The organism is Vibrio sp. L5-1 (assembly GCF_021728315.1).
Lineage (GTDB): Bacteria > Pseudomonadota > Gammaproteobacteria > Enterobacterales > Vibrionaceae > Vibrio > Vibrio splendidus_K.
Genome location: NZ_JAKKCQ010000003.1, coordinates 657,242 through 678,192, shown reverse-complemented (window position 1 = coordinate 678,192; position 20,951 = coordinate 657,242). Strand labels below are relative to the sequence as shown.

General features: G+C 44.5%; 19 protein-coding genes. 10 read left to right on the top strand and 9 right to left on the bottom strand.

Translation table 11 applies throughout. The annotated features are described in order from the left end of the window. The first annotated feature begins 97 nt into the window (after window positions 1-97). The 4 genes from L3V35_RS15435 (at window position 98) to L3V35_RS15420 (ending at window position 5,509) form a co-directional block, all read left to right on the top strand. Window positions 98-1,534, top strand: a complete 1,437-nt coding sequence (locus L3V35_RS15435) for a coniferyl aldehyde dehydrogenase (RefSeq protein ID WP_054547400.1) — start codon at window positions 98-100, stop codon at window positions 1,532-1,534. After that, window positions 1,531-2,109, top strand: coding sequence for a TetR/AcrR family transcriptional regulator (locus L3V35_RS15430; RefSeq protein WP_017072911.1), 579 nt, complete (start codon window positions 1,531-1,533; stop codon window positions 2,107-2,109). Before L3V35_RS15435 ends, L3V35_RS15430 begins: the two co-directional genes overlap by 4 nt. A 472-nt stretch (window positions 2,110-2,581) precedes the next feature. Further along, entirely contained in the window at window positions 2,582-4,156 is a 1,575-nt protein-coding gene (locus tag L3V35_RS15425; protein WP_054547399.1) for an ATP-binding cassette domain-containing protein, read from the top strand. A gap of 114 nt (window positions 4,157-4,270) precedes the next feature. After that, the gene (locus tag L3V35_RS15420; protein WP_054547398.1) at window positions 4,271-5,509 is read left to right on the top strand and encodes a leucine-rich repeat-containing protein kinase family protein; all 1,239 of its coding nucleotides are present in this window, start codon (window positions 4,271-4,273) and stop codon (window positions 5,507-5,509) included. A gap of 132 nt (window positions 5,510-5,641) precedes the next feature. Here the strand turns inward: L3V35_RS15420 and L3V35_RS15415 are convergent, their stop codons facing one another. From L3V35_RS15415 to L3V35_RS15385, 7 genes are all read right to left on the bottom strand, one after another. After that, window positions 5,642-6,091, bottom strand: a complete 450-nt coding sequence (locus L3V35_RS15415; protein WP_054547397.1) for a hypothetical protein — start codon at window positions 6,089-6,091, stop codon at window positions 5,642-5,644. Between the two features lie 69 nt (window positions 6,092-6,160). Beyond that, window positions 6,161-6,475 carry a N(4)-acetylcytidine aminohydrolase gene (yqfB, locus tag L3V35_RS15410; RefSeq protein WP_004733516.1) on the bottom strand — a complete coding sequence of 105 codons (315 nt, stop codon included), beginning with the start codon at window positions 6,473-6,475 and terminating at the stop codon, window positions 6,161-6,163. Window positions 6,476-6,649: 174 nt separating this feature from the next. Next, window positions 6,650-7,003: a 50S ribosomal protein L20 gene (rplT, locus tag L3V35_RS15405; RefSeq protein WP_004733517.1), complete on the bottom strand. Its 354-nt coding sequence runs from the start codon at window positions 7,001-7,003 to the stop codon at window positions 6,650-6,652. Window positions 7,004-7,045: 42 nt separating this feature from the next. Then, window positions 7,046-7,240: a 50S ribosomal protein L35 gene (gene rpmI / locus L3V35_RS15400; protein ID WP_004733518.1), complete on the bottom strand. Its 195-nt coding sequence runs from the start codon at window positions 7,238-7,240 to the stop codon at window positions 7,046-7,048. Window positions 7,241-7,344: 104 nt separating this feature from the next. Beyond that, window positions 7,345-7,896, bottom strand: a complete 552-nt coding sequence (gene infC / locus L3V35_RS15395) for a translation initiation factor IF-3 (RefSeq protein WP_076646145.1) — start codon at window positions 7,894-7,896, stop codon at window positions 7,345-7,347. Between the two features lie 2 nt (window positions 7,897-7,898). Continuing rightward, entirely contained in the window at window positions 7,899-9,827 is a 1,929-nt protein-coding gene (gene thrS, locus L3V35_RS15390) for a threonine--tRNA ligase (protein WP_054547396.1), read from the bottom strand. A 384-nt stretch (window positions 9,828-10,211) separates the two neighbouring features. Beyond that, on the bottom strand, window positions 10,212-10,955 hold the full coding sequence (locus L3V35_RS15385; RefSeq protein ID WP_010438271.1) for a sporulation protein: 744 nt from the start codon (window positions 10,953-10,955) through the stop codon (window positions 10,212-10,214). 181 nt (window positions 10,956-11,136) lie between these two features. On the opposite strand from L3V35_RS15385, the gene hutC reads away from it, so the two are divergent. From hutC to L3V35_RS15355, 6 genes are all read left to right on the top strand, one after another. Further along, on the top strand, window positions 11,137-11,850 hold the full coding sequence (hutC, locus tag L3V35_RS15380; protein ID WP_054547395.1) for a histidine utilization repressor: 714 nt from the start codon (window positions 11,137-11,139) through the stop codon (window positions 11,848-11,850). 113 nt (window positions 11,851-11,963) lie between these two features. Continuing rightward, window positions 11,964-13,214, top strand: a complete 1,251-nt coding sequence (gene hutI, locus L3V35_RS15375) for an imidazolonepropionase (protein ID WP_054547394.1) — start codon at window positions 11,964-11,966, stop codon at window positions 13,212-13,214. Further along, complete coding sequence (gene hutG / locus L3V35_RS15370) at window positions 13,201-14,265, top strand: formimidoylglutamase (protein ID WP_237300203.1); 1,065 nt, start codon at window positions 13,201-13,203, stop codon at window positions 14,263-14,265. Before hutI ends, hutG begins: the two co-directional genes overlap by 14 nt. A gap of 72 nt (window positions 14,266-14,337) precedes the next feature. Continuing rightward, window positions 14,338-16,032: a urocanate hydratase gene (hutU, locus tag L3V35_RS15365; RefSeq protein ID WP_054547392.1), complete on the top strand. Its 1,695-nt coding sequence runs from the start codon at window positions 14,338-14,340 to the stop codon at window positions 16,030-16,032. Window positions 16,033-16,046: 14 nt separating this feature from the next. Next, entirely contained in the window at window positions 16,047-17,579 is a 1,533-nt protein-coding gene (gene hutH, locus L3V35_RS15360) for a histidine ammonia-lyase (protein WP_237300202.1), read from the top strand. Between the two features lie 226 nt (window positions 17,580-17,805). Further along, window positions 17,806-18,531, top strand: coding sequence for a DUF3581 domain-containing protein (locus L3V35_RS15355; RefSeq protein WP_010438254.1), 726 nt, complete (start codon window positions 17,806-17,808; stop codon window positions 18,529-18,531). 122 nt (window positions 18,532-18,653) lie between these two features. Here the strand turns inward: L3V35_RS15355 and L3V35_RS15350 are convergent, their stop codons facing one another. Together L3V35_RS15350 and L3V35_RS15345 are read right to left on the bottom strand one after the other, a co-directional pair. Further along, window positions 18,654-20,282, bottom strand: a complete 1,629-nt coding sequence (locus tag L3V35_RS15350; protein WP_237300285.1) for a serine protease — start codon at window positions 20,280-20,282, stop codon at window positions 18,654-18,656. 151 nt (window positions 20,283-20,433) lie between these two features. Further along, the gene (locus tag L3V35_RS15345; protein ID WP_237300201.1) at window positions 20,434-20,895 is read right to left on the bottom strand and encodes an isoprenylcysteine carboxylmethyltransferase family protein; all 462 of its coding nucleotides are present in this window, start codon (window positions 20,893-20,895) and stop codon (window positions 20,434-20,436) included. Window positions 20,896-20,951 lie beyond the last annotated feature (56 nt).

The window sequence follows — 20,951 nt, the reverse complement described above, 5'->3', positions numbered from 1 at the left end:
AAATAAACTTTTCTCACGCATATCTTGTATTCGGTTCGATCTTCTTGTAATTTTAACTGACCAACCAATCGGTCAGCTTTCGAATTTAGGGGATACTATGAGCCATAATCTAGACCTTGAACCAACCACGTCGAACATCAACGACATGGATCAAATGTTCAACCGACAAAAAGATCACTACCGTAATAATGTTAATCCATCGCTTGAGCAGAGAAGAAAAGATCTCTCAGTATTAAAAGCGTTGCTAATGCGCTACCAAGAGCAATTGATTGATGCGGTGTCTGAAGATTATGGCCATCGAGCAAAACACGACAGCTTGATTGCTGATATCACCCCTTCTCTTCACCAAATCAATTACAGTGCTAAGAACCTTAAGAAATGGTTAAAGCCATCTCGTAGAAAAGCAGGCTTGATGCTAACGCCAGCGAAGATCACTGTTCACTATCAACCGGTAGGCGTTGTGGGCATTATCGTTCCTTGGAACTTTCCTATAATGCTCTCTTTAGGCCCTCTCATCACTGCGTTAGCGGCGGGCAACACTGCAATGCTCAAGATGTCCGAGTTTACTCCTGCGACCAATCGAGTTTTGAAAGCAATGTTGGCTGAAGGCTTTAGTGAAGATCAGGTTGCGATCATCGAAGGAGAAGCTGACGTTTCCGCGAAATTTAGCCAACTGCCGTTTGACCATATCCTATTCACAGGCTCGACCTCTGTGGGTAAGCACGTAATGAGAGCAGCAGCCGACAACTTGACGCCAGTGACTTTAGAATTGGGCGGCAAATCTCCAACGATTATTGCCCCTGACTTTGATATCGCTGACGCCGTTGAGCGTATCCTGTTTGCAAAAAGCTTAAACGCTGGCCAGATTTGTGTAGCGCCTGATTACATCTTATTGCCACGAGAAAAAGTCGATGCGTTCATCACAGCTTATAAGCAATACTTCAAAAAGCTGTATAAAGCAGGCATTGAGAGCAAAGACTTAACTTCAGTGATCGATATGCGTCAATACAATCGCTTGAAGGGTGTGATTACAGATGCGCAATCGAAAGGCGCAGTTGTTCACACGGTAACCGAACAAGCACAAGACGATGTGAACCATAGAATGACACCGCATCTTCTAACCGAAGTGAACGACGACATGGTCGCAATGCAAGAAGAACTGTTTGGCCCAGTTCTGCCTATCGTGCCTTATGATTCTATTGAAGAAGCGATCAACTACATCACGGCAAGAGAACGTCCACTTGCTTTGTACCTGATGAGTCATGATAAGCAGACCCAAGACCAGTTCTTATCGAACACACATTCTGGCGGTGTTTGTATTAACGACTCTCTAGTGCATGTGGCAGCAGAAGATGCACCGTTCGGTGGCATCGGCCCTTCAGGCATGGGACACTACCACGGCATTGAAGGCTTCAAGACCTTTAGCCATGCTAAAACCGTTCTAAGCAGAGGAAAAATTAACTTCACCAAGTTAATGCACCCTCCTTACAATAACCCAATTAAAAAGCTTCTGTTCAAAGTACTAAATAGATGATTACAAAAAGGCAAAAAATCTTAGATGCTGCGCTCTTACTCTTCTCTCAGCAAGGGCTAGAGGGCACATCTACCGGACAAATAGCGAAAACGGCAGGCGTAGCGAAAGCGACACTGTTTCACCACTTCGAGAATAAGTCGCTGTTAATTGATGAACTATTTCGCGAACTGAAACTTGAGCTATTCACTACGCTGGCTAAACACACAGATGTCTCTGAACAAGATCGCTATCAAGCATTAAAGTTCATGTGGATCACAGGGCTTGAGTGGGCGTTAGAAAATCCAGTTGCGATGAAGTTCTTCACCAATGTTCATTTCGATCCGACGACTCAAACTCGAGAAGTTATCGTCTCACAGATGTTCGCATCGCTAGATGAAATCGTTTTGAAAGGACAAGAAGCCGGTGAGCTGATGGTGTTAGACATCAATCTTGTTAGGCACTTCATCCACAGCCACTTTTTGATTTGTGCAAACTGGTTGATTGAGCAGAATGAGTTACCACCAGATCAATTAGCCAAGTACATCAGCGATAGCTTTGATATGTGTTGGCGAGCCGTTGGTGGTCAAAAACGGTAATTCCCACGTTCTTCAAAAAATCTAGCTTTCCAAAGAACGATCTAGAGCGCCTTACTGGCGCTTTAATTATTTGGATACATTTTAGTCACTTCATCATATTGACTTCCAGTACCTTCTTTCAGTAACATCCCACCATCATTTCAAAAGAGAATAACGCCATAATGAAGTACTAACATCCTGACATCCGATTTATTTTTATAAAAATCATTTGGACTCTCGGGGTTAGTGGGCGTTACTTCGTCATCTATTTCTTGAAAAATCAAGCTATTGAAGAGCAGTCAATTTAAGACCAACCTCTTTAAGATCTGCACCTTGAATAAAGAAAGCACTTCAGCAAGATAATCTCTATCTTTTGCTGTCATCCTAGTTAAGTAACGTCTTTGGCGATCTAGACATAGAATCCCACGCAGGAATCTATGCAGCAAAGCGCCTCACCCCTTTTACTCGTTTACACGTAAAAGGAGATATTTTTATGCCTACTATATTAGCCAACAATCTCTCATTCCAACTCGATACTGGTGAGTGGTTATTCAAAGACATCACCTTTAATTTGAGCACTCGCCTCACCGGCCTAGTCGGAAGAAATGGGGTTGGAAAGTCATTGTTACTTTCGTTGCTCGTTGGACAAAAACAGCCTACAACAGGCAGTGTTTCGCGCCAAGGTTCGATCGGCTTTTACTCTCAGTTGCCATCAAACCTGTTGGATAGCGCAATCAGCATTGCTGACTTCTTGGGGATCACCGAAAAGTTAGACGCATTACACGCCATAGAACAAGGCAGCTGCGAACTTCAGCACTTCAATATCGTTGGGGAGGATTGGGATTTACAAGCGAACACCAAGCAACTTTTAGCCACATTGAAAATAACCAGTGGGTTGACCACACCGTGCCATACATTGAGCGGTGGACAACTCGCCCTATTACAGCTTCATCGGTTATTCACGTCAAACCACGACATACTGATTCTCGACGAACCTTCAAACCATTTGGATAGCGATGGACGCAATTGGTTACTAGAGCAGTGCCAGTTATTTGAAGGTAAAGTGCTTGTCGTCAGTCACGACCGAAGCTTATTGAGACACATGGAAGGGATCTATCACCTCAATAGTTTGGGCATGCGCTTCTACAAAGGGAATTACGATGATTACTTCACGCAAATGTCGAGTCAAAATGAAGCACTGGACAAGCAGATAACGCATCATCAATCGGAAAAGAAACGGCTCGAGCGCCAAGCTCAGACTAACAAAGAAAAAGCACAACAACGTGAATCTCAAGGTAACCAACTCCGAAAATCGGGTAGCCAACCCAAGATATTATTGGATGCAATGAAAGATAAAGCAGGGCGAACCCAAGGTGCATCGGCAACAAGCCACAAGAACTTAAAGGATCAAAACCAACATAAACTTCAATCTCTTAAAGAACAACAAGAGCAACTGAAGCCGCAAGCATTGTATCTACAACAAGCGAATGGTTCTAAAAAACACTCATTATTAACCGTTGAAAACTGTCGCCTAAGTTTTGGTTCTGGTGCTCCTATTAGCTTCTCTCTATCACAAGGGGAACGATGTTATCTAACCGGGGCTAATGGGTGCGGAAAATCGACACTGTTAAAAGCCATTCATGGCCAACACTCGAACTATATCGGATCCATTAAGCGCTTACGGGCGACCGTATACTTGGATCAACACTTTGGCCTGTTAGACACCAGCGACACCATGTTCGATAGCCTGATGACACACAGCTTTGGGTTAACAGAAACTGACGCACGAACCTTACTCGCTGGAATTGGGTCCAGACGAGACTCCGTATACCGAAAAGTGGCACATTTAAGTGGTGGTGAAAAAATGAAACTGGCGATGTTGATCGTTAGCCATAAGCAAGACACACCACTTCTATTACTTGATGAACCGGACAACCACCTAGACATCGACTCAAAGCAAATATTGGCGTCCGCTTTACGTGAATACCAAGGCGCATTTATCTTGGTGAGTCATGATGCTGATTTTGTTGAGGAGGTCGGCGTCAGCCAAAACCATATACGACTTTAACCTTCGTAGATTCGTCCACTTAGATTAGTTAAGCGAGCATCGTTCCGGTGCTCGCCTTTCTTGATTGAGACAAGTAAACTACGCGCCTCGAACATCTATTCATAAGGCTAAGGTTTGCATACTCTAGAACAATTAAAATCAGGGCAACTCAAAGGTATTAAGCGCTTAAAACTGTCAGAAGGTCTCACCGAATTTCCATTAGAGATCTTAGAACTCGCCGATTCGCTAGAGGTTCTGGACCTTTATGGAAACCAGCTATCAAGCTTACCAGACGAGCTATCACAGCTGACTAACCTGCGCATTATCTTCGCGTCAAATAACCTGTTCACGCACCTTCCTGATGTTCTCGGTACTCTTCCTAAGCTCGAAATGGTTGGTTTCAAATCTAACCAAATCAATACCGTTAGCGAACAGTCTCTGCCCGCTCAATTACGTTGGTTGATCCTGACAGACAATGCGATCGAGGTTCTCCCTCACTCTTTAGGTGAAAGACCACGCCTACAAAAACTCGCATTAGCGGGTAACAAGATTCGCGTTTTACCAGAAAGCATGAAAAACCTATCAAACCTTGAGCTAGTTCGCCTATCTGCAAACCAACTGACTGAATTCCCTGAGTTCCTAATCAAGCTACCAAAACTGGCGTGGTTAGCGTTTGCGGGTAACCCGTTTTGTAAACACCCAAGCAGCTTAGATAGCGTGCCTGCCGTGAGTTCGCAATGCTACTCACTCAATCAAGTGCTTGGCCAAGGCGCGTCTGGTGTAATTTCTCATGCTAACTGGTTAAACCGTGACTTTGATTTCCCACAAGAAGTGGCGGTTAAAGTATTCAAAGGCGAAGTGACCAGTGACGGTTACCCACACGATGAACTTGAAGCGTGTCTTCAAGCAGGCCAACATAGCAACCTAGTGAAATCTATCGCTCAAGTCGACGAGTCAGACTACCTAGCGTTAGTCATGGAACTGATTCCGAGCAACTATTACAACCTAGGTTTGCCCCCTACTCTTGAGAGCTGCACTCGCGATACGTTCAACGAAGGCTTTGTGCTTTCAATTGCTCAGATCAATAGCATTACCGAACAGATGATTGATGTGTTTGAACACCTTCATGCCAACAAAGTTTGTCATGGTGATCTATACGCACACAACACTTTGGTTAACGAGCAAGGTCAGATGATCTTTGGTGACTTTGGCGCCGCAACTATCTACGGTTACCTAACTGAAGAGCAACAACAAGGCATTCGACGAATTGAAGCACGTGCATTGAAGTACTTTATTGAAGACCTGCTGACCGTATGTGCAAAGCAAGACCAAGACAGCGAGCTTTATACTCGATTGGCGAACTTCAAAGCTTAATGGCTTAACTTAATAGCGCGTTGATTAGAAATACTCGTCGAATTGAAAACAACAAAGCCAACATCACTGTTGGCTTTTTTATTCTTGGAACATCACTCATTTTAATGGGCAAGCAAGGTCGGCTAAAAAGGATTAACGCTCAGCCTGCACCAATTTCAGATACGAATGCAGTTCACCATTTTTATATTCCACCGCAGAATGAATATTAAGATCAGCACGAGCCACAACAGCAAACTGGTAGCGGTTGTCACCCTTCAGAATCTCGACGTGTAACAAACCGTCTTTTAGTTGCCACTGCCCTGTTGTTTCAAATCGATCGAACAAACGGTATTCAGCTAGAGAACCGTCAGCATTAAAGTGCACTTCAGTGATATAGCCGCCGGGGCAGCTCTTCACCCACACTCGACTCTCGATATCACTGACAGTAAAGTCACGCTTTGTATCACGCCACGCTAGAAAGCCTTCACTATCATAAAGACCAATGTCGAGATCAATTCGAGAAATTAACGGCAGCTCAGTTTGCTCACGACAATAAAGTTGAAGCAAAATTTGCTGAACTGTTCCGTTCAGTAATTCACTCATTGTGACTTCCCTTTCTTATTGCTCAGCAATTAAAGGCTGTAGTGATCAACAAATTTCATTTAAAGCGGGTTACACAAGCTCGTAAGAAACCACATACAGCTGAGAGATACCCGGATAGATATCTTGAATCACGTCTTTGAGTACTTGCAGCGTCATGTTCTCTTGCTGAGCATGGAATTCACCTAAGTCATCAAACAGGATTGGTTCAACACTGATGATCTTAAGGTTACAGAACACACGGCCTTGCTCTAGCGTCGATACTTCCACAACGCTACCTGGCTGGTAGTCGCGTTCAGATTCATCGCGAATAGTAATGGTCTTTTTGCCAGAAAGGATGTCAGTTTCAAAACGTTCGAAGAACGTCATAGTGGTAGGTGCGGTCATTTATCTCGGTCGCTTAACATTAGAGGTTATATAGATGTTTATATACCAGAATGCCTGTTCAAGCGAATAAAAATTAGATGCGAGATGCGAGAGAATATGGCAGAGCCAAATAGCAGGCAATAAAAAAGGAGAACCGAAGTTCTCCTTTTCTTAAACCTTTAAGCTAACTCTAAATTATAGAGATGCTTTCGCTTTTTCAACTAGAACAGCAAATGCTGCTTTGTCGAATACTGCGATGTCAGCAAGAATCTTACGGTCGATCTCGATAGATGCTTTCTTAAGGCCATTAATGAAACGGCTGTAAGATAGACCATTTTGACGAGATGCCGCATTGATACGTGCAATCCAAAGTTGACGGAATTGACGTTTCTTGTTGCGACGGTCACGGTAAGCGTATTGACCAGCTTTGGTAACTGCTTGGAAAGCTACGCGGTAAACACGTGAACGTGCTCCGTAGTAACCTTTAGCTTGTTTTAGAACTTTCTTATGACGTGCACGAGCTTGTACACCACGTTTTACGCGAGGCATTATGCTTCTCCTAAACTAAACGAATTTATAAACTAAAAAGAATTAAGCGTATGGCATCATACGTAGAACTGCAGCCACTTCACATTTTGGAAGGATTGAGTTCGGACGAAGCTGACGCTTGTTCTTAGTAGTACGCTTAGTCAGGATGTGACGTTTACCAGCGTGCTTAAACTTAATACCACCAGCAGTTTTCTGGAAACGCTTAGCAGCACCTTTGTTGGTTTTCATCTTAGGCATGATGAATAACTCCGCATTGTTGAGTTGTTAATAACATAGTAATTAGGGCGAATAAAACCCTACAGCCTATGGCTGCAAGGTTTAATTACTTGTAAAGCCGTTAATTACTTCTTTTTAGGGGCCAACACCATGATCATCTGGCGACCTTCAATTCTCGTTGGGAAAGATTCGACAACTGCAAATTCTTCAGTATCGATTTTCAAACGATTAAGAACGTCAACACCGATTTCTTGGTGAGCCATTTCGCGGCCACGGAAGCGAATTGTTACCTTCACTTTGTTGCCGTCTTCAAGGAAACCAGTCAGGTTGCGTAGTTTTACCTGATAGTCTCCAATATCAGTTCCAGGTCGGAATTTAATTTCCTTGATCTGAACCTGCTTTTGCTTTTTCTTCTGCTCTTTCGCAGCTTTGCTCTTCTCGAAGAGGAACTTACCGTAGTCCATCACACGACAAACTGGCGGCTCGGCGTTAGGGCTGATCTCTACGAGATCCATACCAGCTTCATTTGCAGCTTCCATCGCTTCAGCGATTGTTACTACACCAACAGCTTCGCCGTCTGCGCCAGTTAGACGCACTTCACGAACGCCACGAATGTCACCGTTTAAACGGTGCTGGTTTTGTTTGGCCGGTTGTTGGCCACGTCTTCCGCCTTTAATAGCTATTCCTCCAGATTGAGCTTACGGTTTGAAACCTCGGCTTGGATGTATGAAATAAAGTCATCCACTTTAAATTTACCAAGGTCCTTACCTTTACGTGTACGTACTGCAATTTCGCCGGCTTCCATTTCTTGGTCACCACACACAAGCATGAACGGTACACGTTTCAAAGTATGTTCGCGGATTTTAAAGCCAATCTTCTCATTTCTCAAGTCTGCTTTGACTCTAAATCCACTTTTTTGCAGTTTTTTCGCAATTTCTTGTACATATTCAGACTGTTTGTCTGTAATGCCCATAACAATTGCTTGTTCTGGCGCCAACCACGTTGGGAAGAAGCCAGCGTATTCTTCAATAAGAATACCGATGAAGCGTTCTAGTGAACCTAAAATCGCGCGGTGAATCATAACTGGCGTGTGACGCTCGTTATCTTCACCTACGTAAGTTGCACCTAAACGTTCTGGTAATGCAAAATCGAGCTGCACTGTACCACATTGCCATGCGCGGTCCAAACAATCATGCAAAGTAAATTCAATCTTAGGTCCGTAGAACGCACCCTCGCCTTCTTGAATCTCGTATGCAATCTCCATAGCCTCAAGCGCTTGCTTAAGATCGGCCTCTGCACGGTCCCACATTTCGTCTGAACCTACACGCTGTTCCGGACGAGTAGATAGCTTAACAACAATGCTATCGAAGCCGAAAGTTGTGTAAGTATCGTAAACCATTTCGATACAAGCTTTAACTTCTTGCTGAACTTGGTCTTCAGTACAGAATACGTGAGCATCATCTTGAGTGAAGCCACGAACACGCATAATGCCGTGAAGTGCGCCAGACGGCTCGTTACGGTGACATGAGCCGAACTCAGCCATACGTAGCGGAAGATCACGGTAAGATTTCAAACCTTGGTTGAAGATTTGAACGTGACCAGGACAGTTCATTGGCTTAATCGCGTATTCTCGGTTCTCTGAAGAAGTCGTGAACATCGCTTCAGCGTACTTATCCCAGTGACCAGAACGTTCCCAAAGAACACGGTCCATCATTAATGGGCCTTTAACTTCTTGGTAATCGTACTCCGTCAGCTTCTGACGAATAAATACTTCTAGCTCACGGAAGATAGTCCAACCATTGTGATGCCAGAACACCATACCTGGCGCTTCTTGCTGCATATGGAATAGATCTAAGTGCTTACCGATTTTACGGTGATCACGCTTAGCCGCTTCTTCTAGGCGCACTAGGTGAGCCTTAAGCGCTTTCTTGTCGTGGAATGCAGTGCCGTAGATACGTTGAAGCATCTTGTTGTCACTATTACCACGCCAGTAAGCACCCGCTACGTTAAGTAACGTGAAGTGTTGGCAGAAGCCCATATGTGGAACGTGTGGACCACGACACATATCGATGTATTCTTCATGATGGTACAGGCCTGGACGATCGTCTTTAGAAACGTTCTCATCCAAGATTTCGATTTTGTAAGTTTCGCCGCGAGCTTCGAATGCGTCACGCGCTTCCTGCCAGCTAACTTTCTTCTTAACAACCTGGTACTTGGTCTTCGCTAGCTCTTTCATACGCTTTTCAATCTTTTCTAGATCTTCTTGCGTTAGAGAGTGCTCAAGGTCGATATCGTAGTAGAAACCGTTATCGATGGTAGGGCCGATCGCCATTTTCGCTTCTGGAAAAAGCTGCTTAATCGCGTGACCTAAAAGGTGAGCACAAGAGTGACGAACGATCTCAAGGCCATCAACTTCATCTTTAGCAGTGATGATTTCTAGGCTTGCATCGTTTTCGATAAGATCACAAGCATCAACACGCTCGCCGTCTACACGACCAGCAATGGTTGCTTTCGCAAGACCAGGACCGATTGATAGGGCAACATCTAGAGTTGATACAGGGTTGTCAAATTGACGCTGACTACCGTCAGGAAGAGTAATAATTGGCATTATTTGTCCTTTACAGTGGTGTTGCACACCAAGCAACACATGAAAATGTTTAATATATGTTTTTCAACCAACAAGTATGTTGATCGGAGATATATGCATAATAAAGATACCCACATAGAAGCAAATACAGATGCCCCATTTGTGAGTAGCCGAACATTGTAACGAAATTATATGAAATGACAATGTTAGTCCCACAGCGCCACAAAAACTACATAACTTAAATGTATCTTCTATATAGGACCTTCTAACACCCTAAGCTAACGTTCAATGATTGGTTCTTTGTCTTTATTTACAAACAAAAAAGCCGAACGGTTAAGTTCGGCTATAGAAATCGTACTGTCTTGTCTCTATTAATAGAAAAAGCGACTACTAACAGAAAGGGAACTATGCACTCATGATTCTTGAGACTGCGTTGCGAATATCTGAATCGGCGGCATTAGCAGGTAAGCTGAATGAGATGTATTGGTCGCCGCGGAAGCTCATTGAGCGGTCGATTTCTGCTAGGCAGTGAACCATTGAACCTTCAACAATGAATGACAGTTCTATCTCTTTTTTGTTCATGAAACCACCACTGCGAAATTCAATCTCTTGGTAACAGCCCGAACGAGAAGCAAAGCTGTTGCCTTTCAAGAAGCCCTTCTCTACGTCTGCTTTCACCATTGCCATACCCGATGCTTCCACGCCTTGGATGATTTTAGCAACTGTTGGCAGTGGGTGTACGGAGATAAAGTCACGGTCTTTAGGGTCAATCGCGAAGCCTATATCTAGGTTGGTTTCAACCCACACATGGCATTGGTTCATTTGTGCGTTCAACGCGGTGACTGGCGTTTCATCATTTAACTTAAGTCGGAATGGAACCAGTTTGGTTTCGCCCGGTTGGATAACGAAAGGCTCTACGGCTTGAATACGACCCAGTGAAAAGGTTTCGTAGCTGGTGCTGTCTTCCGTTTCTACTTTCACTTCTGTGTTGAGAACTAAGTTGATCAAGTCAATTTGTTGCTCAACGTCGCCGCCAACAATGTGAACATTGCCAGACAACTCTCCACCTTGGAAAACTTCAATATTATCTAAGACAGTATCAACCTTTGCTGCACCGATGCCCAACGAGGCTTTTAATTTCTTAAACATATTATTTCCCTTTCTAATTATCTGATTTACGAATAGTTATTGCGTGACAATTTGCGACACTTGCCTCACAGAATCAAGCAATTTGCCCCATCTATGTTGAATAAAGTCACATTGCCCGAGGAAATGTTGAAATCATGAAAAAATCCGTTACTCTATTTGTATAGTCAAATAAGGTTTCATTATGTCGAAAGCGCCGCTCTACCTTCAGATAAAACAGTTCATAGACGACAATATCACCAGTGGTCACTGGCCAGTGGGTTATCAAATCACCACCGAACTCGAGCTCACAGAGCAGTTCAAAGTGAGTCGAATGACGGTCAATAAAGCCATTCGAGATCTGGTGTCTGAAGGCAAGCTCATTAGGAAGCCAAGGCTAGGTACTTTTGTTTGTGAACCCGACGAAAAAGCGCAATCTCCCCTGCTTGATATCAACAACATCGCGCAAGAGATCAAAGACAGAGGCCAAACGTATACTAGCCAAGTTATCAAACACGATAGCATTAAGGCTGATGAAAGCACCGCCACACGGTTAGGTGTAATGATTAACGCAGAAGTATTCTATAGTGAAATCATCCACTTTGCGGACAACGCGCCGATACAATTGGAAGCGCGCTGGGTGAACTCTCAAGCCGCCCCAAAATACCTAGAGCAAGACTTTTCAACCTCTACGCCCAACGAATACCTTTCAAAAAACTGCCCGTTGAGTGCTATCGAGCATACGGTTGAAGCCATTATTCCTGACTCTCAAATCAGAACGTCACTAAAACTTTTTGAATCAGAGCCTTGCCTACTTTTGAATAGAAGAACGTGGAGTAAAGAGCGTCTCATCAGCTTTGCATTACTCTACCATCCTGGCTCTAAGTACAAATTAAGCTCCAAGATACTTCTAGATTAAAGAACATCATCCTGATCTCCGATCACATTTTTGCAACATCAACTTGATTCGGGTCAGCATTTAGCCTATTTATTTGTATATACATTTAATGTTTAGCAAAGATCTAGGTGATTATGAATTTGATCCTCAAAAACGCACGAGTGGTCTCCATGAGTTCGGGAGCCGATGGTTATCAGCCCTCTTCCCCTCAAGATATCGTTATCGAAGACGGTAAGATCGTGTCCATCTCTTGTTCAAACCACGAGGGACATGCTTCTGAGGTAGAACAACCGAGCACTGATAGCTCTGCGGATTACATCACCTATGACTGCGAAAACAAGCTCGTCACTCCTGGGCTGATTGATTGTCACACTCATCTCGTATTTGCGGGTAATCGTGCCAACGAGTTTGAGCAACGTTTGAATGGTGTGTCTTACACCGACATCGCCAAGCAAGGCGGTGGCATTCTAGCGACAGTCACTGCAACACGCGCAGCACAAGAGTCTGAACTGGTTGAAATGGCGTTACCGAGACTCGATGGTCTGCTAAGAAGTGGCGTGACCAGTATCGAAGTAAAATCTGGTTATGGTTTAACACTTGAAGATGAGCTCAAGATGTTACGTGCAGCCAAAGCGTTAGAGAATCATCGCCGTATTAAGATCACCACCACTCTCCTTGCTGCCCATGCTATTCCACCAGAATATAAAGAGAAACCGGACAGCTATATCGATCTGGTTTGCCAAGAGATCATTCCTAAAGCTGCAGAGCAAGGGCTCGCCGATGCAGTTGACGTGTTCTGCGAATCTATCGGCTTCAACCTAGAACAAACCGAACGTGTCTTTGCAGCAGCCAAAGCGCATGGGCTAGCGATTAAAGGTCACACTGAACAACTTTCGAATATGGGTGGCAGCGCGCTTGCAGCTAAATACGGCGCACTCTCTGTTGACCATGTTGAATACCTTGATGAAACCGGAGTAAAAGCACTGGCAGAATCAGGCACAGTTGCCACCTTGCTACCCGGTGCTTTCTACTTCCTGAAAGAGACTCAACTGCCTCCTATTGCTTTACTTCGTGAACACAACATTCCAATGGCAATAGCGACCGACTTAAACCCCGGCACTTCTCCCTTTGCTGATTTAACTCTAATGATGAACATGAGCTGCACCCTGTTTGGTACAACGCCTGAAGAAGCGCTGCGCGGTGTAACTTGTAACGCTGCTTCTGCCATTGGCGACTCACAAACCAAAGGCAAAATTGAAATTGGTTATGCCGCTGATTTGGCTATCTGGAATATCGAGCACCCTGCCGACTTAAGCTATCAAGTTGGTATTCCTCATCTGTATAAACGCATTGTTAACGGCGAGGTGTGTCATGACTCAATCTAAGTCTAACGGCATCCGAGATAATGCAGCAACCACACATAACTTTGTATGGACTGGGCGTAATGATCTTGAAGATGGCGCACTCGGTACTCGCGTTCATCACATTACCAAACAAGTTCACAGTAGTGAGTTAAGTAACGAGCTTACTGATGGCGCTATCGCCTTAGTTGGCTTTGCCAGCGATGCTGGAGTTGCAAGAAACAAAGGACGCGTAGGCGCGAAACAAGCACCTAACCTGATTCGCCAAGCGTTGGCTAATATGGCTTGGCACAGTGACGCGCACATCGCGGATCTTGGTGATATCGAATGTAATGATGGCCAGCTCGAAGTCAGCCAAAAACAGTGTGCTTCTGTAATTACTAATGCTTTATCAACCAACAAAGTGATTACCCTTGGCGGTGGTCACGAGGTTGCTTGGGCGTCTTTCCAAGGACTTGCTGAGCATTTACACCAAACGGAACACCGACATAAAACTAAACACCTTCATAAAGATCAGTCAGAACGCAAACCTAAGATCGGCATCGTTAACTTTGATGCTCACTTTGATCTTCGTGAATTTGAAAGCGAAATCGCCGATGTTAAACCCAGTTCAGGTACGCCTTTTAATCAGATAAGCGATTACTGCCACAAACATCAATGGCCATTTCATTACGCTTGTCTTGGCGTTAGCGTGGCCAGCAATACCAAAGCGCTGTTCAATAAAGCCGACCAACTGGGCGTTTGGTATGAACACGACCGCAACATGACCCAAATAAACCAAGTCGCTCAACTGGTTAAGTTACAAAAATTCATCGCTGAGTGTGATTACCTCTATCTCACTATCGACCTAGACGTATTCCCAGCAGCGACTGCGCCAGGTGTAAGTGCACCAGCAGCAAGAGGCGTGAGCTATGAAGCGCTCGCGCCTTTTCTAGAACAGATTTTTAAACACAGTGAAAAACTCATTATCGCGGATATTGCGGAATACAACCCAGACTACGACGTCGATGGCCAAACGGCTCGATTGGCGGCACGTTTGTGTTGGGATATAGCCAGTGCAATGGCCAGCGACTAATCCAGCTATACCGATAACTACAACTACAACTACAACTACAACGATATAACGTGAAACAGAAGGAATTCCAAAATGACGGAACACCACAACAGTGACCCTCGTCTCGACACGACTCGCGAAATTCGCGCACCTCATGGCACCACTTTGCGCGCTAAATCTTGGTTAACAGAAGCACCACTGCGTATGCTGATGAACAACCTAGACCCTGATGTGGCAGAACACCCACATGCACTGGTTGTGTATGGCGGTATTGGTCGCGCTGCGCGCGATTGGAAATGTTATGACAAGATTGTCGAAGTATTAGAACGTTTAGAAGACGATCAAACGTTGCTTGTTCAATCTGGTAAACCTGTAGGTGTGTTCCCAACTCACAAGAATGCACCTCGCGTACTGATTGCGAATTCGAACCTTGTTCCGCACTGGGCAAATTGGGAGCACTTCAACGAGCTCGATAAAGAAGGCTTGATGATGTACGGCCAAATGACAGCAGGCAGCTGGATCTACATTGGCTCTCAAGGCATCGTTCAAGGTACTTATGAAACGTTTGTCGCTATCGCGAAGAAGCACTTCCAAGGCGAAGCAAACGGCAAGTGGGTTCTAACGGGTGGCCTTGGCGGTATGGGTGGTGCTCAACCTCTCGCAGCTACAATGGCTGGCTTCTCGATGATTGCGGTTGAATGTGATGAATCACGAATCGATTACCGCTTGCGTACAGGCTATGTAGACAAAAAAGCCACCAGCATCGATGAAGCGATGGCAATGATTAAAGAATCAGACACACCAATCTCTGTTGGCTTGCTTGGTAACGCAGCAGACGTATTCCCAGAGCTTGTTGAACGCAATATCACGCCTGACGTAGTGACTGACCAAACCTCTGCCCACGATCCACTGAACGGCTACTTGCCTCAAGGTTGGACGATGGAGAAAGCAGCACAAGAACGTTTAGTTGATGAAGCGAAAGTAGTGAAAGCCGCTAAGCAATCTATGGCTATTCAAGTTCAAGCTATGCTGGATCTTCAGTACCGTGGTGCTGCGACTGTAGATTACGGTAATAACATTCGCCAAATGGCATTGGAAGAAGGTGTGGAGAATGCATTTGATTTCCCAGGTTTCGTTCCCGCATATATACGACCTTTATTTTGTGAAGGCGTCGGTCCGTTCCGTTGGGCTGCCCTTTCTGGCGACCCAGAAGACATCTACAAAACAGACCAAAAAGTAAAAGAACTGATTCCAGACAACCCACATTTGCACAACTGGTTAGATATGGCGCGTGAACGCATTCAGTTCCAAGGCTTACCAGCGCGTATCTGTTGGGTTGGCTTGAAAGATCGTGAACGTTTAGGCCAAGCATTCAATGAAATGGTTAAAAATGGCGAACTGAAAGCACCAGTTGTTATCGGTCGTGACCACCTAGATTCAGGTTCAGTGGCAAGCCCGAACCGTGAAACAGAAGGCATGATGGATGGCTCAGATGCCGTTTCAGATTGGCCTCTATTGAACGCTCTGCTGAATACTGCAGGCGGCGCAACATGGGTTTCTCTCCACCATGGTGGCGGCGTTGGCATGGGCTTCTCACAACACTCAGGTATGGTGATTTGTTGTGACGGCAGTGAAGATGCATCACAGCGTATTGCTCGTGTACTTCACAATGATCCGGCAACTGGCGTTATGCGTCATGCTGATGCGGGTTACGATATTGCCAAGCAGTGTGCTAAAGAGCAGAAGCTTGATTTACCTATGCTAAACGAAGAACTTCGTCGCCTTTAATGTCTGGAGAAAACATGTTGAATTTATTACTTAAACCAGGACTTCTTGGCCTACCTGAACTGCGTAAGATTAGCCGTAGCCCTGTAAATTTATCACTCGACCCTGCTGCAATCCCTGATATTGAAGCGAGCATGCACGTTGTCGAACAAGTGATCGCTGAAGATCGCACTGTGTATGGCATCAATACAGGTTTTGGCTTATTAGCGAATACCAAAATCGCCCCAGAAGATTTAGAAGTACTACAGAAAAGTATCGTGCTTTCTCACGCGGCGGGCATCGGCAAGTTCATGTCTGATGAAACTGTGCGTTTGATGATGGTGTTAAAGATTAACAGCTTGTCTCGTGGTTACTCGGGTATTCGCCTGAAAGTGATTAACGCTCTTATCGATCTAGTGAACGCGCAGGTTTACCCATGTGTTCCTCAAAAAGGCTCGGTTGGTGCATCAGGAGATCTCGCTCCCCTAGCCCACATGAGTACAGTACTGCTAGGTGAAGGCCAAGCACGCCACAACGGTAAAATCATCACAGGCTTAGAAGCTATGCAGATCGCAGGCTTAGAGCCTATTACGCTAGCTCCTAAAGAAGGCTTAGCGCTGTTAAACGGCACACAAGCATCGACAGCATTTGCATTAGAAGGTCTGTTCGCAGCTGAAGACTTGTTTGCGTCTGCAACCGTGTGTGGTGCAATGTCTGTTGAAGCCGCGCTGGGTAGCCGTCGTCCGTTTGATCCGCGTATTCATCGCGTTCGTGGTCACCGTGGGCAAATGGATGCAGCCCTTGCTTACCGCCATATGCTTGATCAAAAGAGTGAGATTGGTGAATCACACACTTGTTGTGAAAAGGTTCAAGACCCTTATTCGCTGCGTTGCCAACCTCAAGTGATGGGGGCGTGTTTACAGCAGATTCGTAATTCAGCAGAAACCTTAAACATTGAAGCAAATGCCGTATCCGACAACCCACTTGTTTTTGCTGAAGACGGTGACATCATTTCAGGTGGTAACTTCCACGCCGAACCCGTCGCAATGGCAGCCGATAACCTGGCACTAGCAATCGCCGAGATAGGTAGCTTGTCAGAACGAAGAATGGCACTGTTAATCGATAGCGCGCTAAGCAAACTTCCACCTTTCTTGGTCGATAACGGCGGCGTGAACTCGGGCTTTATGATTGCTCAAGTAACATCAGCAGCATTAGCAAGTGAGAACAAAACCTTAGCTCATCCTGCATCAATAGACAGCCTTCCGACATCAGCAAACCAAGAAGACCACGTATCGATGGCCACCTTCGCAGCACGCAGGCTTAGATACATGGCCGAAAATACACGAGGGATTTTGGCCGTAGAATATTTAGCTGCAGCACAAGGGTTAGACTTCCGAGCGCCAAACCTTTCGTCTCCTCGCGTAGAAGAGGCGAAAAAAATTCTGCGTGAGAAGGTCAGCTTCTACGACAAAGATCGCTACTTCTCACCTGATATTGAACAAGCAAACCTGTTACTTAAGTTGTCCGTTCATAACCATCTACTGCCAGAAGGCACTCTGTGTAGTTTTTAAAGCAGAAACACTCTAAATAACACCTCTTAAAATGTTGTATAAACAAGGGCTATTGATTAGCCCTTGTTGCATTGAGTCAAAAACCATATCCTCTTAAAAATCGTCACATACCATCCAACGTAATTATCTAATTGACTGATATATAAACAAAGTTAACTGGATAGACCATTAGATCGAAGTTAGTTAGCTATAATCCACGCCAGATTTGATGACTAATAGCGATACTATGTTTCTGACACCTTACTTTTCAACTGAAGACAATCAATTTCAATTCACTCGTGAACAGGCTAGCCACTTTGCTAAAAAAGTAGCCGCTGACTTCAACCCAATTCACGATGAAGACAACAAGCGCTTCTGCGTGCCTGGCGATCTTTTGTTTGCAGTACTTCTGCAAAAAGAAGGCATCAGCCAAAAAATGCGTTTTGATTTTTCAGGTATGGTGGGTAACGGTATTGCGCTAAGCGTTGACAACAAGTGTGAGAAAGAAAGCTCACTGGTTGACGAGAAAGGCAAAGAGTACCTACACATGTCTTGTGAAGGTGAAAAGAGCCACGATCAAGCGTTCATTGAGCACGTAGTAACAAACTACGTTAAGTTCTCTGGTATGAACTTCCCACACATCATGGTTCCTCTTATGGAAGAACAACAGATGATGATCAACTGCCAACGTCCTCTTGTAATTTACGAGAGCATGGAAGTTGAATTTACTCGCCTAGACCTATCTCACCCAGAAGTTGAATTCTCAGGTGCAACTTTTGATGTTGAAGGCAAGCGTGGCATCGTGACACTGAACTTCGATTTCAAAGAAGACGGCGAAGTTGTCGGTAAAGGCGTGAAACGCATGGTAGCAAGTGGCCTTAAGCCATACGACCAAGCTTCTGTCGACGACCTAGTAAACCGCTTCAACGAGCGTAAAGAGATGTTTCTAGCTCAGTTTGCAGCTGCCGCTTAATCAGCATCCTTATTTACACATCTCGATGTAAATAAGCTCTAGAACAAGATCAATAAAGCCCAGCTTGATATTCTCAAGCTGGGCTTTTTAGTACGTAACCATCAGTCACATAGTTTCGATGGTTATCCGTTAAGCTTTAGTGATGAAAATGATTTTCGTGCAATCAAGCCACCGAAAAGTACGAGTAACCAATGCCAACCCAGTGAACCACCGCTGCCGCCGCCTGAGCTTTTTGCGTTCTGCGTGCCCTCAGACTTAGATATCTTTATCTCATCGGTATACGCAAAGTTTGTGATCGTAACTCTGTCGTCCCCATCAGAACCAAACCAATCTTTCACATATGTAATCATAAAACTATTATTAGTATCTCGAACCAACGGTAGGTTCACCGAGCCAGCAAGCTCACCCGATTCTTTGTCGAATTCTTGTCCGTTGAGATAGAGCTTAACGTAATCATGATCCAGTTCAGACGATAATGTAATATCGAAAGAGACCGTACCTGTAGGGATACCCTCAACAACCAACATTGTCGATTCACTATTACCTATTGATGGAGAGACGATTGTTGCTCCTTCGATACCCCAATCTTGTGTGCTGTAAACGCCACTGTTAGGTACGCTGACATAAGAGTTCACAGTATTCGTTACAGATCTCGCCCCTATCACAGAAGCCGTTGAAGTAACCGTGCCTACCAATAAATCAGTGTCAACATTAATACCAAATTCATGCTCACCAATTGAGTTTAGGTCGTAACTAACCACAACTTCACAGCTTTGTCCTGCAGTTAAAATGCTACATCCGTTGTCTGTTATAACAGTATCATTACCTGAAATTGGATAGATACGGTTTACTGTAATGTTTTGATCAGATTTATTTGTGAATTCAAAGGTATGTGAAATAGGCGCCAATAATTTTGCACCAAGCATTTCAATTTGACGGTAACTAAGTCCTGATTGCTGCTCATCAATCCAATCATCAAAGTAACTAATGTTGGTATAGACTCCGTAAGCGTTAGCCTGTGCACATCCTTTACCCCAGCTCACAATACCCAGTTGTTCATACGTTCCATTGGTCGAAACAACAATTGGACCGCCACTGTCACCCTGACACGAGTCATAACCACCATCACTGTAACCCGCACAGAACGCGTCACTACCAATAGAAGAGTAGCCACTGTAAGGAACAGTGTTGCATTGGTACTGATTAACTAGAGGAACATTAACTTGATACAATTCACTCTTCGATGAATATCCATCTGACATGTCCTGATCACCCCAGCCCATGACCGTTAGCATTTGGCCGTCATTCAGGTTACCGCGAACATAACCATCAACGAGATTAACCACAGACTCAGCTGGCTTTTCTGCTAGCTCAATAATGGCGATATCATTACCTGTCGCTGCAGAGTTGTAATATTCATGTACATAAATATTATCAACAGCGTATCTATGTTGTGCAGCTTGAGAGGCCGAAAGATTTGATACGCCAATCACCACATCTAGATCTTCACGACCATTACCTTTCACACAGTGAGCGGCAGTTAATACATATCGCTCACCAATGAAGCTCGCACCACAAAACTGACCGTCATAAGCGTTCACGTTCCTTGAGACTAGCGCAGCCATAAATGGCCAATTTCCTTGTGTTGCTTCTTTACCGTTTATAATTCGAGCTGAAACATCCGCCAACACCGACGTTGAAGACAGACTCACTACACAGACACCTAGCGACAACCATTTCGCCTGAACAATTTTCATTACCTAGCCTTTATTCATTTTAATAATGAAGCGCAGACTATTTTATAAAAAATGAATATGAAACCAAAACCACATTAATTTGTGATATAGATCAACCAAACGATAATAATTCTTATCTAATTACTTAATTGTATTTGAATCCACATCAGATCCAGCGTCTAACCTTTTGTTTGTAATCAACATATTCCGCACCGAACAATTGCTCTAGAGCGCGTTCTTCTGGCTTGATTTGGAACTGAGTCATGTAAATCACGAATACAAAACTGAGTAAGACACTGAACAGGTTTTGGAAGAAGTAGCCAAAGCAAAACAGTAGGATGAATAGCCCTAGATACATTGGATTTCGTGTGTAGCCAAAGATTCCACTATCAACGACTGCGGATGCGGTTTCGACTTTGATCGGGTTAACGGTGGTTTTCTGTTTTCGAAATTCCAATATGCCTGATATTCCAATCACACCACTCAATGCGACCCCGATACCTAACACAACCGTTCCATAAGGCAGTGCAAGTGTCCCTAGGCTCAACTGCTGAGCGCAGAAGTATGATGCTACGAATACAATAATGAACAGTGCAACGGGTGGTACTTTTAACTCTAGAAATCTCATAGCTTTCCTTATTAACATTCCTTTGTTAGTTTAGAAAAAAGCCCAGCAATTGCTGG

Bases quoted from the DNA above. Each gene is read 5' to 3' on its own strand.
- L3V35_RS15435 (WP_054547400.1), top strand. From the start codon at position 98: ATGAGCCATAATCTAGACCTTGAACCAACCACGTCGAACATCAACGAC.
- L3V35_RS15430 (WP_017072911.1), top strand. From the start codon at position 1,531: ATGATTACAAAAAGGCAAAAAATCTTAGATGCTGCGCTCTTACTCTTC.
- L3V35_RS15425 (WP_054547399.1), top strand. From the start codon at position 2,582: ATGCCTACTATATTAGCCAACAATCTCTCATTCCAACTCGATACTGGT.
- L3V35_RS15415 (WP_054547397.1), bottom strand. From the start codon at position 6,091: ATGAGTGAATTACTGAACGGAACAGTTCAGCAAATTTTGCTTCAACTT.
- yqfB (WP_004733516.1), bottom strand. From the start codon at position 6,475: ATGACCGCACCTACCACTATGACGTTCTTCGAACGTTTTGAAACTGAC.
- rplT (WP_004733517.1), bottom strand. From the start codon at position 7,003: ATGCCTCGCGTAAAACGTGGTGTACAAGCTCGTGCACGTCATAAGAAA.
- rpmI (WP_004733518.1), bottom strand. From the start codon at position 7,240: ATGCCTAAGATGAAAACCAACAAAGGTGCTGCTAAGCGTTTCCAGAAA.
- thrS (WP_054547396.1), bottom strand. From the start codon at position 9,827: ATGCCAATTATTACTCTTCCTGACGGTAGTCAGCGTCAATTTGACAAC.
- L3V35_RS15385 (WP_010438271.1), bottom strand. From the start codon at position 10,955: ATGTTTAAGAAATTAAAAGCCTCGTTGGGCATCGGTGCAGCAAAGGTT.
- hutC (WP_054547395.1), top strand. From the start codon at position 11,137: ATGTCGAAAGCGCCGCTCTACCTTCAGATAAAACAGTTCATAGACGAC.
- hutI (WP_054547394.1), top strand. From the start codon at position 11,964: ATGAATTTGATCCTCAAAAACGCACGAGTGGTCTCCATGAGTTCGGGA.
- hutG (WP_237300203.1), top strand. From the start codon at position 13,201: ATGACTCAATCTAAGTCTAACGGCATCCGAGATAATGCAGCAACCACA.
- hutU (WP_054547392.1), top strand. From the start codon at position 14,338: ATGACGGAACACCACAACAGTGACCCTCGTCTCGACACGACTCGCGAA.
- hutH (WP_237300202.1), top strand. From the start codon at position 16,047: ATGTTGAATTTATTACTTAAACCAGGACTTCTTGGCCTACCTGAACTG.
- L3V35_RS15355 (WP_010438254.1), top strand. From the start codon at position 17,806: ATGTTTCTGACACCTTACTTTTCAACTGAAGACAATCAATTTCAATTC.
- L3V35_RS15345 (WP_237300201.1), bottom strand. From the start codon at position 20,895: ATGAGATTTCTAGAGTTAAAAGTACCACCCGTTGCACTGTTCATTATT.